At 72.5% G+C, this 21,231-nt stretch carries 20 protein-coding genes; 14 read left to right on the plus strand and 6 right to left on the minus strand.

What is annotated here, in order from left to right:
* Positions 1-4: 4 nt before the first annotated feature.
* Positions 5-1,528, minus strand: coding sequence for a glycoside hydrolase family 43 protein (locus N8K70_RS12245; protein WP_317138623.1), 1,524 nt, complete (start codon positions 1,526-1,528; stop codon positions 5-7).
* Between the two features lie 108 nt (positions 1,529-1,636).
* Between N8K70_RS12245 and N8K70_RS12250 the strand changes: the two genes are divergently transcribed.
* The 6 genes from N8K70_RS12250 to N8K70_RS12275 all read left to right on the plus strand — a co-directional run bounded on the left by N8K70_RS12250 (position 1,637) and on the right by N8K70_RS12275 (position 8,782).
* Positions 1,637-2,938, plus strand: coding sequence for an MFS transporter (locus N8K70_RS12250; protein WP_317138624.1), 1,302 nt, complete (start codon positions 1,637-1,639; stop codon positions 2,936-2,938).
* 184 nt (positions 2,939-3,122) lie between these two features.
* Entirely contained in the window at positions 3,123-5,156 is a 2,034-nt protein-coding gene (locus tag N8K70_RS12255) for a TPM domain-containing protein (protein WP_317138625.1), read from the plus strand.
* A 97-nt stretch (positions 5,157-5,253) separates the two neighbouring features.
* A complete protein-coding gene (locus N8K70_RS12260; RefSeq protein ID WP_317138626.1) occupies positions 5,254-5,988 on the plus strand; it encodes a PspA/IM30 family protein in 735 nt (244 codons plus the stop codon).
* Between the two features lie 162 nt (positions 5,989-6,150).
* Positions 6,151-6,966 carry an arginase family protein gene (locus N8K70_RS12265; protein WP_317138627.1) on the plus strand — a complete coding sequence of 272 codons (816 nt, stop codon included), beginning with the start codon at positions 6,151-6,153 and terminating at the stop codon, positions 6,964-6,966.
* Between the two features lie 125 nt (positions 6,967-7,091).
* A complete protein-coding gene (locus N8K70_RS12270) occupies positions 7,092-8,150 on the plus strand; it encodes a D-2-hydroxyacid dehydrogenase (protein WP_317138628.1) in 1,059 nt (352 codons plus the stop codon).
* 167 nt (positions 8,151-8,317) lie between these two features.
* A complete protein-coding gene (locus N8K70_RS12275) occupies positions 8,318-8,782 on the plus strand; it encodes a Fe-S oxidoreductase (protein WP_317138629.1) in 465 nt (154 codons plus the stop codon).
* Here the strand turns inward: N8K70_RS12275 and N8K70_RS12280 are convergent.
* On the minus strand, positions 8,772-9,239 hold the full coding sequence (locus N8K70_RS12280) for an SIP domain-containing protein (RefSeq protein WP_317138630.1): 468 nt from the start codon (positions 9,237-9,239) through the stop codon (positions 8,772-8,774). The two genes, N8K70_RS12275 and N8K70_RS12280, sit on opposite strands and share 11 nt — an antisense overlap.
* A gap of 244 nt (positions 9,240-9,483) precedes the next feature.
* On the opposite strand from N8K70_RS12280, the gene N8K70_RS12285 reads away from it, so the two are divergent.
* Genes N8K70_RS12285 through N8K70_RS12310 form a run of 6 tightly spaced genes read left to right on the plus strand, consistent with a single transcriptional unit; the run spans position 9,484 to position 15,476 of the window.
* Entirely contained in the window at positions 9,484-10,440 is a 957-nt protein-coding gene (locus N8K70_RS12285) for an alpha/beta fold hydrolase (protein WP_317138631.1), read from the plus strand.
* Positions 10,437-11,957, plus strand: a complete 1,521-nt coding sequence (locus N8K70_RS12290; protein ID WP_317138632.1) for an ABC transporter substrate-binding protein — start codon at positions 10,437-10,439, stop codon at positions 11,955-11,957. Before N8K70_RS12285 ends, N8K70_RS12290 begins: the two co-directional genes overlap by 4 nt.
* 19 nt (positions 11,958-11,976) lie before the next feature.
* Positions 11,977-12,927 (plus strand): ABC transporter permease, encoded by a 951-nt coding sequence (locus N8K70_RS12295; protein WP_317138633.1) that lies wholly within the window; start codon positions 11,977-11,979, stop codon positions 12,925-12,927.
* Positions 12,924-13,802, plus strand: coding sequence for an ABC transporter permease (locus N8K70_RS12300; RefSeq protein WP_317138634.1), 879 nt, complete (start codon positions 12,924-12,926; stop codon positions 13,800-13,802). Before N8K70_RS12295 ends, N8K70_RS12300 begins: the two co-directional genes overlap by 4 nt.
* Positions 13,799-14,683, plus strand: a complete 885-nt coding sequence (locus tag N8K70_RS12305) for an ABC transporter ATP-binding protein (protein WP_317138635.1) — start codon at positions 13,799-13,801, stop codon at positions 14,681-14,683. The genes N8K70_RS12300 and N8K70_RS12305 overlap by 4 nt, the downstream gene beginning before the upstream one ends.
* A complete protein-coding gene (locus N8K70_RS12310; protein WP_317138636.1) occupies positions 14,676-15,476 on the plus strand; it encodes an ABC transporter ATP-binding protein in 801 nt (266 codons plus the stop codon). Before N8K70_RS12305 ends, N8K70_RS12310 begins: the two co-directional genes overlap by 8 nt.
* 41 nt (positions 15,477-15,517) lie before the next feature.
* Here N8K70_RS12310 and N8K70_RS12315 read toward each other — a convergent pair whose 3' ends face one another.
* Genes N8K70_RS12315 through N8K70_RS12330 form a run of 4 tightly spaced genes read right to left on the minus strand, consistent with a single transcriptional unit; the run spans position 15,518 to position 18,194 of the window.
* A complete protein-coding gene (locus N8K70_RS12315; protein ID WP_317138637.1) occupies positions 15,518-16,147 on the minus strand; it encodes a GNAT family N-acetyltransferase in 630 nt (209 codons plus the stop codon).
* Positions 16,148-16,156: 9 nt separating this feature from the next.
* Positions 16,157-16,852: a uracil-DNA glycosylase gene (locus N8K70_RS12320; RefSeq protein ID WP_317138638.1), complete on the minus strand. Its 696-nt coding sequence runs from the start codon at positions 16,850-16,852 to the stop codon at positions 16,157-16,159.
* Positions 16,853-16,863: 11 nt separating this feature from the next.
* Positions 16,864-17,412: a phosphoribosyltransferase gene (locus N8K70_RS12325; protein WP_394357781.1), complete on the minus strand. Its 549-nt coding sequence runs from the start codon at positions 17,410-17,412 to the stop codon at positions 16,864-16,866.
* Positions 17,409-18,194 (minus strand): SDR family oxidoreductase, encoded by a 786-nt coding sequence (locus N8K70_RS12330; RefSeq protein ID WP_317138640.1) that lies wholly within the window; start codon positions 18,192-18,194, stop codon positions 17,409-17,411. Before N8K70_RS12330 ends, N8K70_RS12325 begins: the two co-directional genes overlap by 4 nt.
* 75 nt (positions 18,195-18,269) lie before the next feature.
* Here N8K70_RS12330 and N8K70_RS12335 point away from each other — a divergent pair, with 75 nt between their 5' ends.
* Together N8K70_RS12335 and metX are read left to right on the plus strand one after the other, a co-directional pair.
* A complete protein-coding gene (locus N8K70_RS12335) occupies positions 18,270-19,703 on the plus strand; it encodes a bifunctional o-acetylhomoserine/o-acetylserine sulfhydrylase (protein WP_317138641.1) in 1,434 nt (477 codons plus the stop codon).
* Positions 19,704-19,918: 215 nt separating this feature from the next.
* Positions 19,919-21,124 (plus strand): homoserine O-acetyltransferase MetX, encoded by a 1,206-nt coding sequence (metX, locus tag N8K70_RS12340; RefSeq protein WP_317138642.1) that lies wholly within the window; start codon positions 19,919-19,921, stop codon positions 21,122-21,124.
* Positions 21,125-21,231 lie beyond the last annotated feature (107 nt).

A 21,231-nucleotide genomic window follows, 5' to 3' on the forward strand; every position in this document is an offset into this window, starting at 1 on the left:
CTCGTCAGCGCAGGATGTCCTGCCCGGCGTAGCGGATCCTCTCGACGTCGACGACGCCGTGACGCGCGTACGGCCCGACGACGCGGCCGGTGAAGGACTCGCAGAAGTCGGAGGAGAGGAAGGCGCCGTCGACGCCGGCGATCTCCGCCCATCCGCCTTCGTCGAAGACCTCTCCGCGCAGGCGGTCGCACGATGCGCCGGCCGTCACCACCCCGACGGCGGGAGGATCGGCCACGATCCTCAGCCGCACGACGGAACCGGTCTCCGCGCGGGGCCGCGTCCAGCTCTGCTGCAGGCCCCGCGCCGTCATGGTCATGGTGACCGACTCGGCGTCCGCATCCACGTCGAGGTGCGAGTCCTCGTCGTAACGCATCGAGATCCCTCCGCGCCCGGCTGAGACGTCGAGGACGACCTCGATCTCGCTCGCCTCCGTCACCTGACGGACGCCGAGGAAGACGGGATGCTCGTCCTCCATCCCGGCTCCTCGCCCCTCGAGACGCGCCCATCCCGGGCGGGCGTCGAGATCGGCGACGTCGCGGGGGAAGGCCCGGACGGCGATGACGTCCCCGTCGAAACCGTCCAGGGCCGCGGGGCCGTCGGCGGGGAAGACGTAGTCGCGCTCGACGACGTCCCGGCGGTCTCCGAGGAGGACGGGCTCGACACGGGGCCATCCGTCCTCGCCCCATGCGACCGGGGTGAGGTAGGTCTCGCGCCCCAGCGGCGCGAACGCCCGCGTCGAAGACCGCGGACGCGTGCCCAGCAGCACCATCGCCCAGGAGCCGTCGGGCCGCTGCACGAGATCGCCGTGTCCGGTGTTCTGAACGGCGCGGTCGGTGCCGCGGGCGGTCACGAGCGGATTGCCCTCGAACCCCTCGAAGGGCCCCTCCGGCGACGCGCTGCGCGCGATGGACGCCGAGTGCCCGCGCTCCGTGCCGCCTTCGGCGATGAGGAGGTACCACCAGTCGCCGATGTGATAGAGGTGCGGCGCCTCCGGGAACATCCCGCCGGTGCCGGACCAGATAGAGCGCGGCTCGGACAGGGCCTTCCCGGTCTCGGGGTCGAAGCGCACCTGCGTGATCCCGAGGTGGACGATCGTGCCGTCGTCGTTGACGCCGAGACCCGACATCGTCACGTAGCAGACGCCGTCCTCGTCCCACGCGATGTCCGGATCGATCCCGAACACGTCCATCACGACGCCGTCCGACCACGGCCCCTCGGGGCTGTCCGCGGTGAAGAGGACGTTGCCGCGTCCCGTTCCCATCATGTCGGGCACGACCAGCCACACCTTGTCCCCGTGGTGGCGGATCGTCGGCGCCCACACCCCGCCCCCCGTGGGGACGCCCACGGCCCCGACCTGGCCGTCGCGCACGGCGACATGACCGGCGAGCTCGACGTTCTCGAGGTCGCGGGAGCGGAAGATCCGGATGCCGGGCAGGTACTCGAACGTGGACGTCGCGATGTAGTACTCGTCGCCGATCCGGCACACGCTCGGGTCGGGATGGAAGCCGGGGATCAGGGGGTTGCGCACGGGCTCTTCCTCACGTCTCTCGCAAATACCTACCGAGTGGTAACCTGGCCACGGTATCACGGCGACCCCACGACCGCCGGTGTGCCAGAGCCGACCGAAGGAGATCGAATGGACCCGCACAACGCGTCAGCGACGGCGAAGACGCACGAGACGCGCCCCTCTCAGGACGTCGCGCCGGACACCGGCACGATCCTGCTCACGACGCGCATCGCACGCTTCGGCGTCGGCTTCTTCGTCTTCGGCATCCTGTGGATCCTCGGCCTCCAGATCGTCGCGGCGGTCCTTCTCCCCCAACGCCTCCGAGACATCGGCGTGGCCTCTCCCGAGGCGCTGCTGGGAACGATGATGGCGATCACCGCCATCGTCTCGCTCGTGTCGAACCTCGTCTTCGGCAACCTGTCCGACCGGACGCGCAGCCGGTTCGGCCGCCGCAGCCCCTGGATCCTCGGCGGCGGCCTGCTCGGCGGGGCCTCGCTCACCGCCATCGGATTCATCGAGAGCCCGGTCGCCATCACCGTCGTCTACTGCCTCTGCATGGTGGGGCTCAACATGATGCTCGCGCCGGGCGTCGCCGTCCTGTCCGACCGCATCCCGATGCGCCTGCGCGGGACGATGTCGGGCTTCTTCGGGGCGGGCGCCGTCGCGGGGGCGCCCCTCGGCAGCATCGTCGGGGCCTCGTTCATCACGAATCCGATTCCCGGCTTCGTCCTCGCCGGTGCCCTCATGCTCGGATCCGCGCTCGTCTGCCTCATCGTCTGGCCGCGGGAGCCGTCCGCCGAGGACCTGCCCGCCGCAGGAGGCGGGCTCGGGGATCTCGTGCGCTCCTTCCGCCCTCCGCGCAAGGCGCCCGACTTCTACCGCGCGTTCGGGAGCCGGCTGTTCATGCTGCTCGGCTACCAGATGATCATGGCGTACCAGCTCTACATCGTGCAGGATCACCTCGGCCAGACCGTCTCGGAGTCCGCGGCGACGATCGCGACGATGTCGATCATCACCCTGGTGGTCTCCCTCGTCGGCTCGCTCGCGTCGGGCCCCTTGTCCGACCTCCTCAAGCGCCGCCGCCCCATCGTGGTGGCCGCGAGCCTCCTCTTCGCGCTCGGGATCGCCATGCCGTGGATCTGGCCGACCTCGACGGGGATGTTCCTCTTCGCCGCGATCGCAGGCTTCGGCTACGGCGTCTACAGCTCGGTCGACCAGGCGCTCAACGTCGACGTGCTCCCGAGCCAGAAGGAGGCGGGCAAGGACCTCGGCATCCTCAACCTCTCCACCACGGCGGGACAGACGATCGGCCCGCTCGTCACCTCCTGGATCGTCGTGGGCACGGGCGGCTACGGCGTCGTCTTCCCCGTCGCCATCGTCGCCGCACTGCTGGGCGCCTTCTTCATCACGCGCATCCGCAGCGTGCGGTGACCGGCACGGGAGTCGCCGCCGGGCGGAGAGCGGCGCCGGCCCGCGGGCGGGCGCCGCTCTCCGCCCGCCCGTCCGCCCCGCGCGATGAATCTCCTGTGGACGCCGACCCCGGCTTCCTCCCCATGCCGGCCCGCGCATAGGATCGGAGGGCGGGCCCGTGGTCGCCCGCGGAGGGGATGCCGCCATGCGGGCGAGGTGGACCGTGATGCTGGGCGCCGGCATGGCCGTGCTGCTGGGAGGGTCCGCGACGGCGGCGCTCGCGGAGAGCCCCGTCGCACTCGACGACGCGTACGTGTACGACGGGTCGGACGTCCTGACCTCCGACGAGGAGCAGGCCGCGGACGACCGCCTGCGTCAGCTCTCGGACGAGACGGACGTCGACCTGTGGGTCGTGTACGTCGACGACTTCGAGGACCCGTCGGACCGCGTGCAGTGGGCCGACGACACGGCAGAGCTCAACGGGCTCGGGACCGACCAGTACCTCCTCGCGATCGCCACGGAGGGACGCCAGCTCTACATCTCCGCCGCCCAGGACGGCCCCGTCGGCGACTCCCGCCTCGACGCGATCGAGGAGGAGCTCCTCGACGTCCTCGGCGACGGGGACTGGGCCGGCGCCGTGGACGTCGCGGCCGACGGCCTCGAGGACGCACGCTCGGGATCGAGCGGATGGCCGTGGATCATCGGGCTCGTCGTGGTCGCCGGCGTCGTCATCGTCGTCGTGCTGCTGACGCGGAACCGGCGGAAGAGCCCGTCGAGCACGCCGGGATCGGCGCCCGCAGAGCCCGAGGTCCCCCTCGCAGAGCTGCAGCGGCGCGCAGCGTCGCTCCTCATCGCCACGGACGACGCCGTCAAGGCGAGCGAGCAGGAGCTCGGCTTCGCGATCGCGCAGTTCGGGGAGGGCGCGACGACCGAGTTCCAGGAGGCGCTCGCCACGGCGAAGGCCGACCTCGGCCGCGCGTTCGAGCTCAAGCAGAAGCTCGACGACGGAGAGGAGGACGCCGAGAGCGATGTGCGCGCGGGGAACGCCGAGATCGTCTCCCTCTGCGAGCACGCGGGCGCCTCGCTCGAGGAGAAGGCCGAGGCGTTCGCCCAGCTGCGACAGCTCGAGCAGAACGCCCCGGAGGCCCTCGCGCAGGTGCAGGAGAAGCGCGCGCAGGCGACGCAGCTGGCCGCCGAGGCGCAGCAGGCGCTCGGCGTCCTCCTGACGCGGTATGCGCCGGAGGCGCTCGACACCGTGTCCGACAACCCCGAGCAGGCGCGGACGCGTCTCGTGTTCGCCGACGAGCAGCTCGCCTCCGCGCAGAGGCTCATCGGCTCGGCCAAGGCGGGCGAGGCCGCCGTGGCCATCCGCAACGCGGAGCAGGCCATCGCGCAGGCGCGGGGCCTGCGCACCGCCGTGGACGAGCTCGGCGCGGCGCTCGCCGAGGGCGAGAAGCAGGCGAACGCCCTCGTCGTCGAGCTCGAAGGCGATGTGGCCGCCGCGAAGCAGCTCCCGGACCCCGACGGCTCGGTGGCCGCCGCCATCGCGCGCACCGAGCAGCAGGTGGAGCACGCGAGACAGAACCTCTCCGGCACGGGCCGGAGGCCGCTCGTCCTGCTCGAGAGCCTGCAGAAGGCCGACGACGAGATCGACCACGCGATCGCCGGCGGGCGCGACGCGGTGCAGAAGCGCCAGCGCGCCGAGCAGCTTCTCGGCCAGACCGTCCTCCAGGCACGCAGCCAGGTGGCCTCCGCGGAGCAGTTCCTCGCGGCCCGCCGGGGCGGCGTCGGAGCGGACGCCCGGACGAGGCTCGCGCAGGCGGGGTCGGAGCTCGCGCGTGCGGAGGGACTCCAGCAGTCCGATCCCGGGACCGCCCTCGTCCACGCCCAGTCCGCGCTGCGGCACGCGCAGGAGGCCGTCCAGCTCGCGCAGAGCGACGTCGGCGTGTTCGAGAGCCGCTACCCGGCCCGGGGCGCGTCGTCCGGCTCGTCGGGCGACGACTTCCTCGGGGGCCTGCTCGGCGGGCTCATCGGCAGCTCGCTCGGCGGCAACCGGCGCTCGAGCTCCGGATGGGGCGGAGGCGGCGTCTTCGGCGGCGGCGGTTACGGCGGCGGCCGGTCGGGTCGCAGCGGAGGCGGTTCGTTCGGCGGACGCGGCGGCCGCTCCGGCGGCGGCGGCTTCGGCGGAGGCCGCTCCGGCGGCGGACGCAGCGGACGCGGCGGAGGTGGCCGCTTCTGAGACCCACGACACGAGCTCCCGGCATCCGCCGCGGACCGCGCAGCGCTCCGCTCCCCCCACCCACCGAACGTCACCACCCCATGGAAAGGGAAAACCGATGACCAAGCAGTCGATCTTCGGACGCATCTCGACCCTCATCAGGGCCAACGTCAACGCGCTCATCGATCAGGCCGAGGATCCGGAGAAGATGCTCGACCAGCTCGTCCGCGACTTCACCAACAGCATCGCCGACGCCGAGGCCGCCATCGCGGAGACCATCGGCAACCTGCGCCTCCTCGAGCGCGACACCGCCGAGGACCGTCAGACCGCGGCCGAGTGGGGCAACAAGGCCCTCGCGGCCAGCCGCAAGGCCGATGAGCTGCGCGCCTCCGGCAACGCCGCGGACGCCGACAAGTTCGACAACCTCGCCAAGGTCGCGCTGCAGCGCCAGCTCTCCAGCGAGAACGAGATCAAGGCCGTCGAGCCGCAGCTCGCGCAGCAGACGGAGGTCGTCGCCAAGCTCAAGGACGGCCTCAACGGCATGAAGGTGAAGCTCGAGCAGCTCAAGGGCAAGCGCGCCGAGCTGCTCGCACGCGCCAAGACCGCCGAGGCGCAGAACAAGGTGCACGACGCCGTCAAGTCGATCGACGTGCTCGACCCGACGAGCGAGCTGGGCCGCTTCGAGGACAAGGTCCGCCGTCAGGAGGCCCTCGCCACCGGCAAGGCCGAGATCGCCGCGTCGAGCCTCGACGCGCAGTTCGAGTCGCTCGAGGACGTGGGCGAGCTCACCGAGGTCGAGGCGCGGCTCGCCGCCCTCAAGGCCGGCGGCCCCCAGGGGCAGATCGGCGCCTGACCCGCGGTTCCCTCGGACGCCGCCCTCCCCTCGGGGGGGGCGGCGTCCGCCGTTCGCGGCGTCGCGTCCGCCGAGGAGCGCACGCACGGATCGGCGCCGACGACGACGCGCTCCGGCCCGGGGGGAGTCGCGCGCGCGGTGCCGGGCGGGCAGGATGGGGGGATGGCGCGTTTCCTCGTGGTCCCGCAGTGGCAGGGCTCCTCCTCCGCACGGGCGATGGCCCACATCGACGGCGCGGAGGCGATCGCCGGCGATCTCCCCCGCGCGGCGTGCTCCTCGGTCGACGTCCCGCTGGAGGCCGGGGACTCCCTCGGCACGGGGGTGCTGCGGGCCAGCGCGCTGCTGCGCGTCCGCGAGGGGATCGCCGCCGCGCTCGCCGCGGAGGGCGAGCCCGTCATCGTGATCGGGGGCGACGGCGGGGTGTCCGTCCCCGCGATCGGACACGTCGCGGACGGCGATCTCGCGGTCGTCTGGTTCGACGCCCACGGCGCCCTCCACGACGTGCGCTCCTCGTCCTCCGGAGCGTTTTCGGGGATGGCCCTGCGCAGCGTCCTGGGCGAGGGCCCCGACGGTCTCTCCCTCTCCCCCGGCGCGGTCGCCGCGGAGAGCGTGGTCCTCGCGGGGGCTCGCTCGCTCGAGGAGGCGGAGGCGGACTTCATCGAGACGAGCGGGCTGCGCCGCCTCGCTCCCGCATCGCTCACGCCCGACGCCCTCGTCGAGGCCGTGACCTCGACGGGAGCGTCACGCGTCTACGTGCACGTCGACCTCGACGTCCTCGACCCTGCGCACGTGTCGGGTGTGACCGAGCCCCACCCGTTCGGGCTCGAGCCGTCGACGCTCGTCGCCGCGATCGCCGCGCTGCGGGCGGAGCTGCCCCTCGCCGGGGCGTCGGTGGCGGGCTTCGCCCCGGCATCCCCCGCCGCCGCGCTCGACGACCTCGGGACCATCCTGCGCATCATCGGCTCGCTCGCCCGCTGAGCGCAGCCGGCCCGCGCGGCGTCGTCCTGCGACGTGGACGCGAGTCGGCGAGCCTGCGGAACGCGTCCAGGACGCCGCACCCGCCGTCTAGTGTGGAAGGACATCCCACGTCGAGGAGGACGGCCATGACCGCAAGCACCCCGCGGCTGCGCGCCGTCGTCGCGACGGACCTGTCCGAGCGGCTGTGCCAGGAGATCGAGCGGCGAGAGCCCCGCCTCGAGATCGTGCGCGACCACCGGCTCTACCGGCCCATGCGCTGGCCGGCCGACTGGGGCGGCGACCCGGCACGCGTCCGCTCCGCCGAGGAGCAGGCGGCCTTCGAGGATCTCGTCGACTCCGCCGAGGTCCTCTTCTCTATCCCCGACGCCGATCCGGCTGCGCTCGCCCGCACCGTGCGCGCCAACCCCGCCCTGCGCTGGGTGCACGTCATGGCCGCCGGCGGCGGCGCGCAGGTCAAGGCGGCCGGGCTCTCGGACGAGGAGCTCGACCGCGTGACCTTCACGACGAGCGCCGGCGTGCACGGCTCCACGCTGGCCGAGTTCGCGGTGCTCGGCGTGCTCGCCGGGGCGAAGGACCTCCCGCGGCTGCAGCGGTCCCAGCACGCGCGCACATGGGATGACCGCTGGACGATGCGCCACCTCGACGAGATGACCGTGCTCGTCGTCGGCCTCGGCGGCATCGGCAAGGCCGCCGCGCAGCGCTTCGCCGCGTTCGGCGCCACGGTGTGGGGGACGAACCGCTCGGGACGCGCCGTCGAGGGCGTCGATCGCATCGTCCCCGTCGACGAGCTGGTCACGGCAGTGTCGGACGTCGACGCGATCGTCGTCACCCTCCCCGGCACCGACGGCACCGAGCACCTCATCGGCGAGGAGGTGCTGCGCGCGGCGAAGCCCGGGGTCATCCTCGCGAACGTCGGCCGCGGCACCGTCGTCGACGAGAGCGCCCTGCTCGGCGCGCTCGACGACGGCCGCGTCTCGTACGCCGCGCTCGACGTGTTCGAGACCGAGCCGCTCCCGTCGCGGAGCCCGCTGTGGGACCATCCGCGCGTCCTCGTCAGCCCGCACACCGCCGCCCTGTCCACGCAGGAGGACGTCCGCATCGCACGCCTCTTCGCCGACAACGCGCGCCGGCTCCTCGACGGCGAACCGCTCCGCAACGTCGTCGACACCGTCGAGTTCTACTGACCGGGACGCCCCGGCCGCACGAGCGGAGGAGCACCGTGCCCGTGGGATCCGAACGCGATCCGGCGCCGGCGGTCGCACGCGCGCCGCGCATCCGCCCGCGCTGGCCGACGGCGCGCCGCGGGCGGATGGGAGACGAACGCCCGACGTCCGTGCGAGAGGATGGGCTCATGCGCCTCCGCATCGCCTTTCCGGCTGACCCCGTCCCCCGCCACTGGCGCGAGATCGCCGAGCTGCGCGTCGAGCACGGCCGCGCGCTCGACGCGCGCATCCCGCCATGGCTCCTCGACTCGCCGGCGAGCCGCGTCGGCCGCCTCTGGGGCACGGCGGTCGGGTGGCTGTGGGGAGGACTGTGGAGCCGGGGGCGCGTGGAGCGTCGCGAGGGCCTGTGGGTCTTCCGCGGCATGCCGGCGTGGACGTTCCCGCGCGGCGGCGTCTGCGTGGGGGCGTGCTTCCTGACGGGGGACCGCGATCTTCCGCCGGGGCTCCTGCGGCATGAGGCGGTGCACGGTCGCCAGTGGCGCCGCTACGGATTCCTCATGCCCGTGCTCTACCTGCTGGCGGGGAGGAACCCCCTCGCCAACCGCTTCGAGATCGAGGCGGGGCTGGAGGACGGCGGATACGTCAGCGGATGAGCCCGGCGAACGCGTCCGGCACGTGGATGGCGTCGGCCGGGGTGCCGAGAGCCTCGGTGAGGTGGTCGGCGATGTCGGCCGTGCCGAGGAAGCCTCCGAGGAGCGTGACGCGGGTCGTGTCGTCGCCCGCGCACATCATCTCGTCCGCCCAGGCGTTGACCGCACGCGCGAGGGCCTGACCGGGCGCGCACGTGCGACCCGTCCCCGGATCCCCCGTCCGCTGCGACCGATCGAGCCAGGTGACGATCATCCGGGCCGGTGCGTCCAGGCGACCGATCCAGGACGCGTCGGGCACCTCGATGAAGATGCGCCCCGTCGAGCAGATCGGAAGCGTCGCGATGAGCGTCTCGAGATCGACGAGCGCATGCTCGTCCGCCGTGACGAGGTGCTGCACGCGCGCGTGACGCGACGTGCGGCAGGTCTTCGCGCCGTGCTCCGAGGTCTCGATGATGTCCATGACGCTCTGAGTCTACACCTCGAGAAGGATTGCCTTACCTCATCGCGCGGGACTCCCAGGAAGCCCCGCACGCAGGGGCCACGGGGAGATCGCGAAACCAGAACGACAAGCAGAAACTTTGATTTTGAGGCATTACGCTCAAATATTACACGCTCACTCGTGGCACATTGATCTCCGATTTCTCTCCGAACCGATTCCGTCGTCACAATGGTCGCGTCCCGCAACCCTCTCTCCGAGGAGACCCATGAGCCCCGCAGCCTCGATCGTCCCGGGCGACCCGTTCGACGAGTTCTCCTTCCTGCACGAGCAGGCCGCGGCGCAGCGGCGACCCGCGCCGTCCGCCCGGAGGGTCGCGATCGATCTCGCCGACGGACGCGCGCTCAGCGCCCTCGCCTACGGAGAGGCACGGCCGCGGGTCGTGCTGCTGCACGGCGCGGGGCTCAACGCGCACACGTGGGACAGCACCGTCATCGCCCTCGGGATCCCCGCGCTCGCCGTCGACCTCGCCGGGCACGGCGACTCCTCCTGGCGCGAGGACGCCGTCTACGCCCCCCGCGGGCTCGCCGAAGACGTCGCCGCCGGCATCGAGGCGTGGGCCGACGCCCCCGTCGTGCTCGTCGGGCAGTCCCTCGGCGGCCTGACGGCGGCCGCGCTCGCCGCCGCCCGGCCCGATCTCGTCTCACGGGTCGTCGTCGTGGACATCACCCCCGCCGTCACGGCTCTCGGCGGCCCCGAGGAGCTGCGGCGCTTCTACGAGGAGACCGTGTTCGACACGCGGGAGCAGATCGTCGAGCGCGCCGTGGCCTTCGGCCTCGGCGGCTCGTTGGACCAGGCGCGGCGCGGCGTCCTCCTCAACACGCGCGTGCGCGAGGACGGGCGGGCGGAGTGGAAGCACCACTACGCACGGCTGCTCTCCCCCGCGGGCGCCGACGAGGCGCCGAAGGCGCTCGCGTTCTCCCCGGCGGACGGATGGGCGGATCTGGCGGGCACCGAGGCGCCTCTGACGCTCGTCCGCGGCACCTCGGGCTATCTCAGCGACGCCGATGCCGCCGAGTTCGCGGACCGGCTCCCCTCCGCGAACGTCGTCGCGATCGACGCGCCCCACAACGTCCAGGAGGTCGCCTTCGACGACCTCGCCGCTCTCATCGCGCCGCTCGCCGCACCGGCGGGCGCAGCCCCGGAAGGAACGCCCTCCGCATGACCCGCACATCCCGCACCGTCCGCGCAGCCGCGGGCGCGGCTCTCGTCGTCCCCGCGCTCGTCCTCGCCGGCTGCACCGGCGGCACGGCCGGAGAGACGACCGCGCCCGCCGCCGAGCCCGATCCCGACGCGACCCTGCGCCTGGGCCTCGTCCTCGAGCCGACCAACCTCGACATCCGTCACACCTCGGGCGCCGCGCTCGAGCAGATCCTCGTCGGCAACGTCTACGAGGGGCTCGTCACCCGCACGCAGGAGAACGAGATCGTCCCGTCGCTCGCGACGGAGTGGGACGTCTCGGACGACGGCCTCACCTACACGTTCACGCTCGCCGAGGGCGTCGCCTTCCACAGCGGAGCGGACCTCACGGCCGCAGACGCGGTGGCGTCGATCGACGAGGTCGTCGCGGACGAGTCGATCGTCGGTCACGACGACCTCACGGGCGTGGCGTCGGTGGACGCCCCCGACGACACGACGGTCGTCATCACGCTCTCGCAGCCGAACCAGAACCTGCTGTTCGCGCTCACCGGCCCCGCCGGCCTCGTCTTCGACGAGGGAGACACGACCGATCTGCAGACCGCCGCCAACGGCACCGGCCCCTTCTCGCTGGAGGAGTGGAACCAGGGCGACAGCATCGTGCTCGCGCGCAACGACGCCTACTGGGGCGACCCCGCGGGCGTCGCCGAGGTCGTCGCGAGCTACATCCCCGACTACACGGCGGGCGTGAACGCGGCCCTCGACGGATCGCTCGACGTGCTGACCGGCGTCGACCCGCAGCTCGCGCCACAGCTCGACGGGACGAACGGATTCACCCTCACGAGGGGGAAGACGACCGACAAGTTCATCCTCGGCTTCAACAACGCGGTCGCGCCGCTCGACGACGTCCGCGTGCGAGAGGCCCTCCGTCTCGCGATCGACCACGACGCGCTCATCGAGGCCATCGGCGCCGGCACCACGCAGTACGGCCCCATCCCGGAGCTCGATCCCGGATACGAGGACCTCTCCGGCGTCGCGCCGTTCGATCCCGCTCGGGCGCAGGAGCTGCTCGCCGAGGCCGGCCAGGAGGATCTCCAGCTGGAGCTCACCATCCCGTCGTTCTACGGCACGACGGCGTCGACGTTCCTCGTGTCGGCGTTCCACGACATCGGCGTCGAGCTGACGGTGAACCCCGTCGAGTTCTCGACGTGGCTGCAGGACGTCTACGCCAACGGCGACTACCAGCTGAGCTTCGTGAACCACGTGGAGCCGCGCGACTTCGGCGCCTGGGCGAACCCGGACTACTACTTCCACTACGACAACGCCGAGGTGCAGGACCTCTACGCGCAGGCGTCGGAGACGATCGACGCCGACGAGTCGGCCGAGCTCCTCGCCGAGGCGGCTCGCATCGTCTCGGAGGACCACGCGGCGGACTGGCTCTACACGGGCGAGACCATCGTCGCGGTCGGGCCGGGCGTGTCGGGCTTCCCCGTGGACTCCGTCAGCTCGCGCATCGATCTGTCGTCCGTGACGATCGCCGGCTGAGCGCACCGCCTCCCCGCACGTGATCCGGTACACGCTCACAAGACTCGCGCTTCTCGTCCTGGGGCTCGTCTTCGCGAGCGTGCTCATCTTCACGACCCTCAGGGTGCTCCCCGGCGACGTGGCACAGCTCGTCGCGGGGACGGAGGGCACCCCCGAGCAGGTCGCCGCCATCCGCCAGGGCCTCGGCCTCGACCGGCCCGCCCTCGTCCAGTACGCCGAGTGGATCGGGGGGATCGCGAGGGGCGACCTCGGCCGGTCGCTCCTCACCGGCACGCCGGTCGCGCAGGAGCTGGCCTCCAAGGCGCAGGTCACGGTCCCGCTCGGCGTCCTGTCCCTCCTCGTCGCGCTCGCGATCGCCGTGCCGCTGGGCGTGGTCTCCGCCGTGCGCCGGGGGAAGGCGGACGGCACCGCGATCGGCATCGCGGCCCAGCTGCTCGCCGCGGTGCCCGTCGTGTGGGCGGGCATGATGCTCGTCGTGGTCTTCGCCGTCACGCTGGGCTGGCTGCCGGCGCAGGGGTTCCCCCGCGGCGGATGGTCGGGTCCCGGCGAGGCCATCCGCTCGCTCCTCCTCCCCGCCCTCACGATCGGCGTCGTGGAGGGGGCGCTCCTGCTGCGCTTCGTGCGGAGCGCGACGCTCCAGGCGCTCGGCGAGGACCACGTGCGGACGGCCGCGGCGAAGGGCCTCACGCGCACGCAGGCGCTCATCCGGCACGGGCTCCCGTCCGTCGGGCTGTCGATCGTCACGGTGCTCGGCCTGCAGATCGCCGGCATCGTCGTGGGGGCGGTCGTCATCGAGCAGGTGTTCAACCTGCCGGGGATCGGGCGGATGCTCGTGACGGACGTCGGGGCACGCGATCTCGTGAAGGTGCAGGGAGAGCTGCTCGTCCTCACCGGCATCGTCCTCGTCATCGGCTTCGTCGTCGATCTCGTGCACCGCATCATCGATCCGCGACAGAGGGAGGCGGCATGAGACCCGAGGCATGGCCGGCGAGGCTCTGGCGGAGCAGCACGGGACGCTTCGGCGCGATCGTCGTCGCGGCGATCGGGCTCGTCGCGCTCGTCTCGCTGTTCTGGACGCCCTTCGACCCCAAGACGGTCGACCTCTCCGTCCGCTGGACGGGACCCGGATGGCCCCATCTGCTCGGCGGGGACTCGAACGGGAGGGACATCCTGAGCCTCCTCATGATCGGCGCGCGCACGACCGTGCTCGTCGCGGCGGGCGCGGGCGCCGTCGCCACGGCCGTCGGCGTGCTGCTCGCCGCTCTCGGCGCCCTCACCGCCCGGCCGGTCCGCGAGGCCGTCGCCGTGCTCGTGGACATCCTCATCGCCTTCCCCGTCCTGCTCATCGCGATGATGCTCTCCGCCGTGTGGGGCGGATCGCTGTGGATCGTCGTGTGGTCGGTCGGCGTGGGGTACGGCGTGAACGTCGCCCGCGTCGCCCGGGCGGAGCTGCGCCGCGTGCAGCGCAGCGACTTCGTGCTCGCCGCGCGCGCCTCGGGCCTCACGACGGTGCAGACGCTCACCCGGCACCTCCTGCCCAACGTCCTGCCCGTCTTCATCGTGCAGCTGTCGTGGTCGATGGCCGCCGCCGTGCTCGCGGAGGCCGGGCTGTCGTACCTCGGCTTCGGCGCGCCCGTCACGGAGCCCAGCTGGGGTCTCCTGCTGGGCGAGACGCAGCGCTACATCACGCTCCATCCGCTGTCCGTGCTGTGGCCCGGGCTCGCGATCACGATCACGGTCCTCGCCCTGAACCTGCTCGGCGACGCGCTGCGGGAGGCGACCGACCCCACCCTCAGCCGCGACGGCGCGAAGCCCCACCACCGCCAGCCGGTCGTGATCGCATGAGCCTCGAGGTGTCGGGACTCACGATCGAGATCTCGGGGCGCCGCGTCGTCGACGACGTCTCGTTCACCGTCCCGGACGGGACGCGCACGGGGATCATCGGCGAATCCGGGTCGGGCAAGTCGCTGACCGCGCTGGCGATCATGGGCCTGCTCCCCGCCGGGGCCACCGCGACGGGGAGCGTGCGCTGGCAGGGCCGGGAGATCCTGGGCCGACCGGACCGCGAGATCGCCCGCCTGCGCGGCGACGAGATCGGCATGGTCTTCCAGGAGCCGCAGACCGCGCTCAACCCCATCCGCACCGTCGGGCGGCAGATCTCGGAGTCCGTCCGCATCCACCGCGGCGTCTCGAAGCGCGAGGCGGCCGCGATCGCCGTCGCGGCGGCGCGGCGCGTGGCGCTCCCCGATCCGGAGCGGATCGTGGCCCGCTACCCCCACCAGCTCTCGGGCGGCCAGCGCCAGCGCGTCGCCATCGCCACGGCCCTCGCCGGCGATCCGCGGATCCTCATCGCCGACGAGCCGACGACGGCGCTCGACGTGACCATCCAGGCGGAGATCCTGCGGCTGCTCCTCGCACTCGTGGAGGACTCGGGGATGTCGCTCGTCTTCATCACGCACGACCTCGCCGTGCTCTCGCAGGTCGCCACGCACGCGATCGTGCTCGAGCGCGGACGCGTCGTGGAGGAGGGAACGGTGTCCCGTCTGCTCACGGCTCCGGCGCATCCCGTGACGCGGGGGCTCCTGCGCGACGCGACGGCGACGCTCTGGCGCCCCGGCCCCGGCCGCTCGTCCCGCGAGAACCCATCCGGACCGGGAGAGGGCACGCGGCGGACGGATCCTCGCGGCGCAGGGGGATTCTCGCGGGAAGGAGGGGCGGATGGCTGACGTGCTGATCCGCGCACGCGGACTCGAGCGTCGGCACGCCGCGCCGCGCGCCACGCCGTTCGAGCCGAGACGAGAGACCGTCGCGCTCCATCCGACCGACCTCGACATCCGTCGCGGCGACGCCGTCGGCGTCATCGGCGAGTCCGGCTCCGGCAAGTCCACGCTCGTCCGCCTGCTGCTGGGCCTGGACGCCCCCACCGCGGGCACGGTCGAGTACGACGGCCGCGCCGTCGACGCCCGCGCGCGGGCGCGCTCGCTCCACTGGCTGCGACGGGCGACGGGCGTCGTGTTCCAGGATCCGTACGCGTCGCTCGATCCGCGCATGAGCGTCGGCCGCATCGTCGCCGAGCCGCTCTGGGCGCTCGGCGTCGACGGCGACCACCGCGCCCGCGTGCGCGAGGTGCTCGAGGAGGTCGGCCTGGAGGCCGGGACGGCCGACCGCTATCCGCACGAGTTCTCCGGAGGGCAGCGTCAGCGCATCGCGATCGCACGCGCCGTCGCGCACCGTCCGGAGACGCTCTTCGGCGACGAGCCGCTCTCGGCGCTCGACGTCACGGTGCGCGCCCAGATCCTGGCGCTGCTGGCCGATCTCCGTGCCCGCGAGCGGATGACCCTCGTGCTCGTCTCGCACGACATCGGCGTGGTGCAGAGCCTCTGCGACACGGTCGTCGTCATGAAGGACGGCCGCGTCGTCGAGCACGGCCCGACGCCCGAGGTGCTGCTGGCCCCCCGCGAGGAGTACACCAGGCGCCTGCTGGCCGCGATCCCGACGATCGATCCGCCGGCGGCCTGAGCCGCCGCACGATCGCGCCGGCGGTCCGGTCGAGGTGCGGGTCAGGCGTCGCCGCCGCCGAACATCCGCGCCAGGACGCCGGGCCTCTTCCGGGGCGCGAGCGACTTCTGCAGGTAGATCGTCCCCAGCCAGCGGCCGAACTTGAAGCCGACCCTGCCCATCCGCCCGACCTCCTCGAAGCCGAAGCGCTCGTGCAGGGCGAGCGACCCCTCCGCGCCCTTGTCGCTCACGACCGCGACGATCTCGCGCAGCCCCTTCTCCTCGCACGCCTCGATGAGCGCGGCGAGCAGCGCCCTGCCGAGGCCCTTGCCCGTGGCGGCGTGCCCGAGGTAGATGGAGTTCTCGACCGTGTACCGGTACGACGACTTCCCCGACCACGGCGCGACGAGCGCGTATCCGAGCACCTGACCCGTCGGAGCGACCGCGACGAGGAACGGGAGGCCGAGCTTCTGCAGGTGGAGGAACTTCTCCCGCCACTGCCTGTGCGTCCACCTCTTCTCGTCGAAGGTCACGACGGAGTTGGTGACGTAGTAGTTGTAGATCTCGCGGATGTCCTCGATGTCCTCCGGCTCCGCCGACCGGATCGTGTACGAGAAGGGACGCTCGGGCTCGGGCTTCGGACGCAGGTGCCTGGGGAGCCTGCGCCTCCTCTGATACTCCTCCTCCAGCATGGGTCAACCCTACGCCGGGACGCTCCAGTCGACCGGCCGCGCGCCCTGCCGCACGAGCAGGTCGTTCGCCCGCGAGAACGGCCTCGACCCGAAGAACCCCCTGCTCGCCGACAGCGGCGACGGATGGGCCGACTCGATCGACGGGACGGCGCCCAGCAGCGGCTTGAGGCTCGCCGCGTCGCGGCCCCAGAGGACGGCGACGAGCGGCGTGCCGCGTGCGGCCAGGGCGCGGATCGCGACCTCCGTCACCTTCTCCCAACCCCATCCGCGGTGCGAGGCCGGGGCTCCGGGGCGGACCGTGAGCACCCTGTTGAGCAGCATGACCCCCTGCGTGCTCCAGGCGGAGAGGTCGCCGTGCGGCACGGGCGGGACGCCGAGGTCGGCCTGGAGCTCGGCGTAGATGTTCTGCAGACTGCGCGGGATGGGGCGCACGTCCCGCTCGACGGCGAACGACAGGCCGATGGGATGGCCGGGCGTGGGATAGGGGTCCTGCCCGACGACGAGCACGCGGACGTCGTCGAACGGCTGCTGGAACGCCCGCAGCACGCGGTCGCCCGCGGGGAGGTAGCGGCGGCCCGCGGCGACCTCCGCGCGCAGACGGTCCCCGAGGGACGCGATGTCGGGGGCGACGGGCTCGAGCGCCCGCGCCCATCCGCCGTCGATGAGGCCCGCCTCGGCGAGCTCGGGAAGGGTCTTTCCTGGCATCTCGGCCTCGCTCACGCCGTCGGGGGCAGGCCGAGGTCCTCCTCGCGGACCGTGCCCTGGAACGACCACGGGAAGTCGATCCACAGATCGGTGTCCTTCCAGGCGTAGTCGGGCTGGACGATCGTGGACGGCTTCGTGTAGATCGTCACGGAGCGCACGTCGGCGCCCTTGTCCTTCAGCAGCCGGACCGCGAGCGCGAGCGTGCGCCCCGAGTCCGCGACGTCGTCGACGAGCAGCACCCGGCGCCCGTCGAGGTACTCCATGTCGAGCGCGGGCGGCAGCACCTCCGGCGCGTCGAGGACGGTGCCGATGCCGGTGTAGAACTCGACGTTGATCGCTCCGCAGTTCTTCGCCCCCAGGCCGTACGCGATGGCGCCTGCGGGCAGGAGGCCTCCCCGGGCGATCGCGACGACGACCTCGGGCTCGAATCCGGTGGCGATGATGGACCGGGCGAGGTCGCGGGTGGCCGAGCCGAACCCGTCCCAGGTGAGGGTCTCGCGCTCGATCGCAGCGTCGTGTGTCACGTCGGTCGTCCTTGTCGTGGGGGTGTGGCGGGTCATCGGCCCTTGCGCGTCTCGAGCGGGCCCCGGTGCAGCAGGTACTGCGCCGACTGTGCGACGGGGCGGACGGTCACGAGGTCGAGGTTCACGTGCCCGGGGGCGTTCAGCGCGTAGGCGATGACGTCTGCGACGTCGTCGGCCGTGAGCGGCTTGTCGACGTCCGCGTAGACCGAGTCGGCGGCGGCCCGGTCGCCGCCGAGGCGCGTGAGCGTGAACTCCTCCGTGTGGACCATGCCGGGCGCGATCTCGATGACGCGGAGGGGCTCGCCGTTGAGCTCCAGGCGCAGGGCCGCGGTGAGCATCGACTCGCCGGCCTTGGCCGCGTTGTACCCGCCGCCGCCGGGATACGCCAGCTGAGCCGCCGTCGAGGTCACGAAGAGCAGGTCGGCGTGGCCCGCGCCGCCGTCGACCGTCGCGCGCAGCCGGGGAAGGAGCGCCGCGACGAGGCGCTGCGCGGCGAGGACGTTGACCTCGTACATCCACGTCCAGTCGTCGGGGTCTCCCGACTCGACCCGGTCCACGCCGCGCGCGCCGCCCGCGATCTGCGCGAGGGCGTGCACGGGGCCGGTCTCGTCGAGATACGCCGCGAGCGCGTCGACGTCGGCCTGCCGGGTGAGATCCGCCGCGAAGACGTCGGCGCCCGTCTCCCGCGCGACCGCCTCGAGGCGGTCCGCGCGACGCGCCACGCCCACGACGTCCCATCCGCTCGCGCGCAGGGCTCGCACCGTGGCCGCCCCGATCCCCGAGCTCGCTCCCGTCACGACCGCACGTCTGTTCGCCATCCCCCCAGTATGCCGTGGCCGCGGCGGTCCGCCATGACGGGGCGGGTCGGCGCATGACGCCCCGTGTCGCCGGATGTGACGCCCCGTTTCCCGCGCGTTGCCCCTCCTCCCCCGCCCCCGTACTGTCGCTTGCGTGCCCGGTGCCGGGCGCCCCAGACGACGCGAGCCGCATCGGAAGACCAGGAGACACCCATGACCGAGAACTGGCGCTTCGAGACGAAGCAGATCCATTCCGGCGCCCAGCCCGACCCGGCGACGGGGGCACGTGCCACGCCGATCTACAACACGACGTCGTACGTCTTCAAGGATGCCGAGCACGCGAAGAACCTCTTCGCCCTCGCCGAGACCGGCAACATCTACACGCGGATCCAGAACCCGACGCAGGACGTCGTCGAGCAGCGCGTCGCCGCCCTCGAGGGCGGCACGGGCGCGCTGCTGGTCTCGAGCGGTCAGGCCGCCGAGACGTTCGCCGTGCTGAACATCGCCCAGGCCGGCGATCACATCGTCTCCTCGAGCTCGATCTACGGCGGCACGTACAACCTCTTCAAGTACACGCTCGGCCGCCTCGGCATCCAGGTCAGCTTCGTCGAGAACCAGGACGACCCCGACGCATGGCGCGCGGCCGTCCGGCCGAACACGAAGCTCTTCTTCGCCGAGACCATCGGCAACCCGGCGATCAACGTCCTCGACATCCGGACGGTCGCCGACATCGCGCACGAGAGCGGCGTCCCGCTCATCGTCGACAACACGATCGCGACGCCCTACCTCATCCGTCCCTTCGAGTTCGGCGCCGACATCGTCGTGCACTCGGCCACGAAGTTCCTCGGCGGGCACGGCACGGTCATCGGCGGCGTCCTCGTCGACGGCGGCCGTTTCCCGTGGGCGCGGAACGTGGAGCGGTTCCCCGGCCTCACCGAGCCCGACCCCTCGTACCACGGAGCCAGCTACACGGCGGCCGTGGGCGACGAGCTCGCCTACATCACCAAGGCACGCGTCCAGCTGCTGCGCGACCTCGGCTCCTCGATCGCCCCGCAGAGCGCATGGCAGCTCATCCAGGGCATCGAGACGCTGTCGCTGCGCATCGAGCGCCACGTGCAGAACGCGCAGGAGATCGCGGAGTGGCTCGAGAGCCACCCTGACGTCGCCACGGTGTACTACTCGGGCCTGCCCTCCTCGCCCTGGTACGCGCTCGCGAACCGCTACGCGCCCAGGGGCGTGGGCGCCGTGCTCTCGTTCGAGCTCAAGGGCGGCGTCGACGCCGGCCGGACGTTCGTGAACTCGCTGAGCCTGTTCAGCCACCTCGCGAACATCGGCGACGTGCGCTCGCTCGTCATCCATCCCGCCTCGACGACCCACTCCCAGCTCTCCCCCGAGGAGCAGCTCACGAGCGGCGTCACGCCGGGCCTCGTGCGCCTGTCCGTCGGCCTGGAGAGCGTCGACGACCTCAAGGCCGACCTCGAGCAGGCGCTCACGGCCGCACGGGAGACGGCGGCCGCGGCGCGCGTCTGACCCGCACCGCTCTTCGGATGCCCCGGGCTGAGTACAGGCCGGGGCATCTGTGTGCGAGCGCGGGGCGCGCCGACGCGAGAATCCAGGTACGCCGCGAGAATGCCGGCGGCGGACGGATCGTCGACGCGGACGCGGATTCTCGATGCGTCGCGGGATTCTCGCGCCGACACGTAACAGTGTCCCGGGCGGCTGTCGCGGCACGGGACAATGGACGGATGGACTGGCAGATCTCCGAGGACACGGTGCCTTCCGCTCCCGTCACGGAGGCCGATGCCCGGTCCATGGCCGGGCGGCCCCCCGCGACGGGCGCGTGGCGCGACGGCGACCCCGCCGGCGGGCGCTCGTTCGCCGCCTTCGGCGCGCTCCGCACCGAGAGCGGCTCGGTCCTCCCGGGCTTCCGCCTCGCGTACGAGACCTGGGGAGAGCTGAGCCCGGCGCGCGACAACGCCGTCCTCATCCTCCATGCGCTCACGGGCGACAGCCACGTGAGCGGCCCCGCTGGCCCCGGGCATCCGACCTCCGGGTGGTGGGACGACCTCGTCGGCCCCGGCCTCGCGATCGACACGGACCGCTTCTTCGTCATCGCCCCCAACGTCCTCGGCGGCTGCCAGGGATCGACGGGCCCCGCGAGCGTCCACCCCGACGGCGAGGCCTGGGGAGCCCGCTTCCCGTACCTCACCATCCGCGACCAGGTCGCCGCGCAGGTCCGGCTCGCGGATGCGCTGGGCATCGACCGCTGGGCCGCGGTCGTCGGCGGGTCGATGGGCGGGATGCACGCGCTGGAGTGGGCCGTGGGGCAGCCCGAGCGCGTCGAGCGGCTCGCGATCCTCTCGTCGCCGCCGATCAACACAGCCGACCAGATCGCGCTCAACTCCGTGCAGATCGAGGCGATCGAGATCGACCCGCGGTTCGCCGGCGGCGAGTACTACGACGCCGCGCCGGGCGAGGGCCCGCACCGCGGCCTCGCCCTCGCCCGCCGCATGGCGCTGCTGAACTACCGCAGCCCCACCGAGCTCAACCAGCGCTTCCAGCGCTCCTGGCAGTCGGGCGTGAACCCGATCGGCCACGGCGGTCGCTTCGCCGTGGAGTCGTACCTCGACTTCCACGGCAACAAGTTCACGCGGCGCTTCGACGCGAACAGCTACATCCGTCTCGTGGAGGCGATGGACTCGCACGACGTCGGACGCGACCGCGGCGGGGTCGAGGAGGCGCTCTCGCACGTGACGGCGCGGACGCTCGTCCTCGGGATCGACAGCGACCGCCTCTTCCCCGTCGAGGGGCAGCATCGCATCGCGCGCAGCGTGCCGGACACGCTGGACGGGCAGGAGGCCGTGGTGCTGCACAGCGACTTCGGCCACGACGGCTTCCTCATCGAGACGGAGGCCGTCTCCCACCACCTCGGACGCCTCCTCGCCGCATAGCCGGGCCCGCGTTGCGCGGACGACGGCCACCGGCCGCGATCGACCTTCGAATGACGAATTCGACCCGGTCGCCGCTGCAAACCGGGTCGAATTCGTCATTCAAGGCA

Source organism: Microbacterium sp. AB, from assembly GCF_032878875.1.
GTDB classification, from domain to species: Bacteria; Actinomycetota; Actinomycetes; order Actinomycetales; family Microbacteriaceae; genus Microbacterium; species Microbacterium betulae.

Bases quoted from the DNA above. Each gene is read 5' to 3' on its own strand.
- N8K70_RS12265 (WP_317138627.1), top strand. From the start codon at position 6,151: ATGGCGCGTTTCCTCGTGGTCCCGCAGTGGCAGGGCTCCTCCTCCGCA.
- N8K70_RS12270 (WP_317138628.1), top strand. From the start codon at position 7,092: ATGACCGCAAGCACCCCGCGGCTGCGCGCCGTCGTCGCGACGGACCTG.
- N8K70_RS12260 (WP_317138626.1), top strand. From the start codon at position 5,254: ATGACCAAGCAGTCGATCTTCGGACGCATCTCGACCCTCATCAGGGCC.
- N8K70_RS12290 (WP_317138632.1), top strand. From the start codon at position 10,437: ATGACCCGCACATCCCGCACCGTCCGCGCAGCCGCGGGCGCGGCTCTC.
- N8K70_RS12280 (WP_317138630.1), bottom strand. From the start codon at position 9,239: ATGGACATCATCGAGACCTCGGAGCACGGCGCGAAGACCTGCCGCACG.
- N8K70_RS12275 (WP_317138629.1), top strand. From the start codon at position 8,318: ATGCGCCTCCGCATCGCCTTTCCGGCTGACCCCGTCCCCCGCCACTGG.
- N8K70_RS12300 (WP_317138634.1), top strand. From the start codon at position 12,924: ATGAGACCCGAGGCATGGCCGGCGAGGCTCTGGCGGAGCAGCACGGGA.
- N8K70_RS12330 (WP_317138640.1), bottom strand. From the start codon at position 18,194: ATGGCGAACAGACGTGCGGTCGTGACGGGAGCGAGCTCGGGGATCGGG.
- N8K70_RS12305 (WP_317138635.1), top strand. From the start codon at position 13,799: ATGAGCCTCGAGGTGTCGGGACTCACGATCGAGATCTCGGGGCGCCGC.
- N8K70_RS12285 (WP_317138631.1), top strand. From the start codon at position 9,484: ATGAGCCCCGCAGCCTCGATCGTCCCGGGCGACCCGTTCGACGAGTTC.
- metX (WP_317138642.1), top strand. From the start codon at position 19,919: ATGGACTGGCAGATCTCCGAGGACACGGTGCCTTCCGCTCCCGTCACG.
- N8K70_RS12255 (WP_317138625.1), top strand. From the start codon at position 3,123: ATGCGGGCGAGGTGGACCGTGATGCTGGGCGCCGGCATGGCCGTGCTG.
- N8K70_RS12310 (WP_317138636.1), top strand. From the start codon at position 14,676: ATGGCTGACGTGCTGATCCGCGCACGCGGACTCGAGCGTCGGCACGCC.
- N8K70_RS12250 (WP_317138624.1), top strand. From the start codon at position 1,637: ATGGACCCGCACAACGCGTCAGCGACGGCGAAGACGCACGAGACGCGC.
- N8K70_RS12325 (WP_394357781.1), bottom strand. From the start codon at position 17,412: ATGACCCGCCACACCCCCACGACAAGGACGACCGACGTGACACACGAC.
- N8K70_RS12315 (WP_317138637.1), bottom strand. From the start codon at position 16,147: ATGCTGGAGGAGGAGTATCAGAGGAGGCGCAGGCTCCCCAGGCACCTG.
- N8K70_RS12320 (WP_317138638.1), bottom strand. From the start codon at position 16,852: ATGCCAGGAAAGACCCTTCCCGAGCTCGCCGAGGCGGGCCTCATCGAC.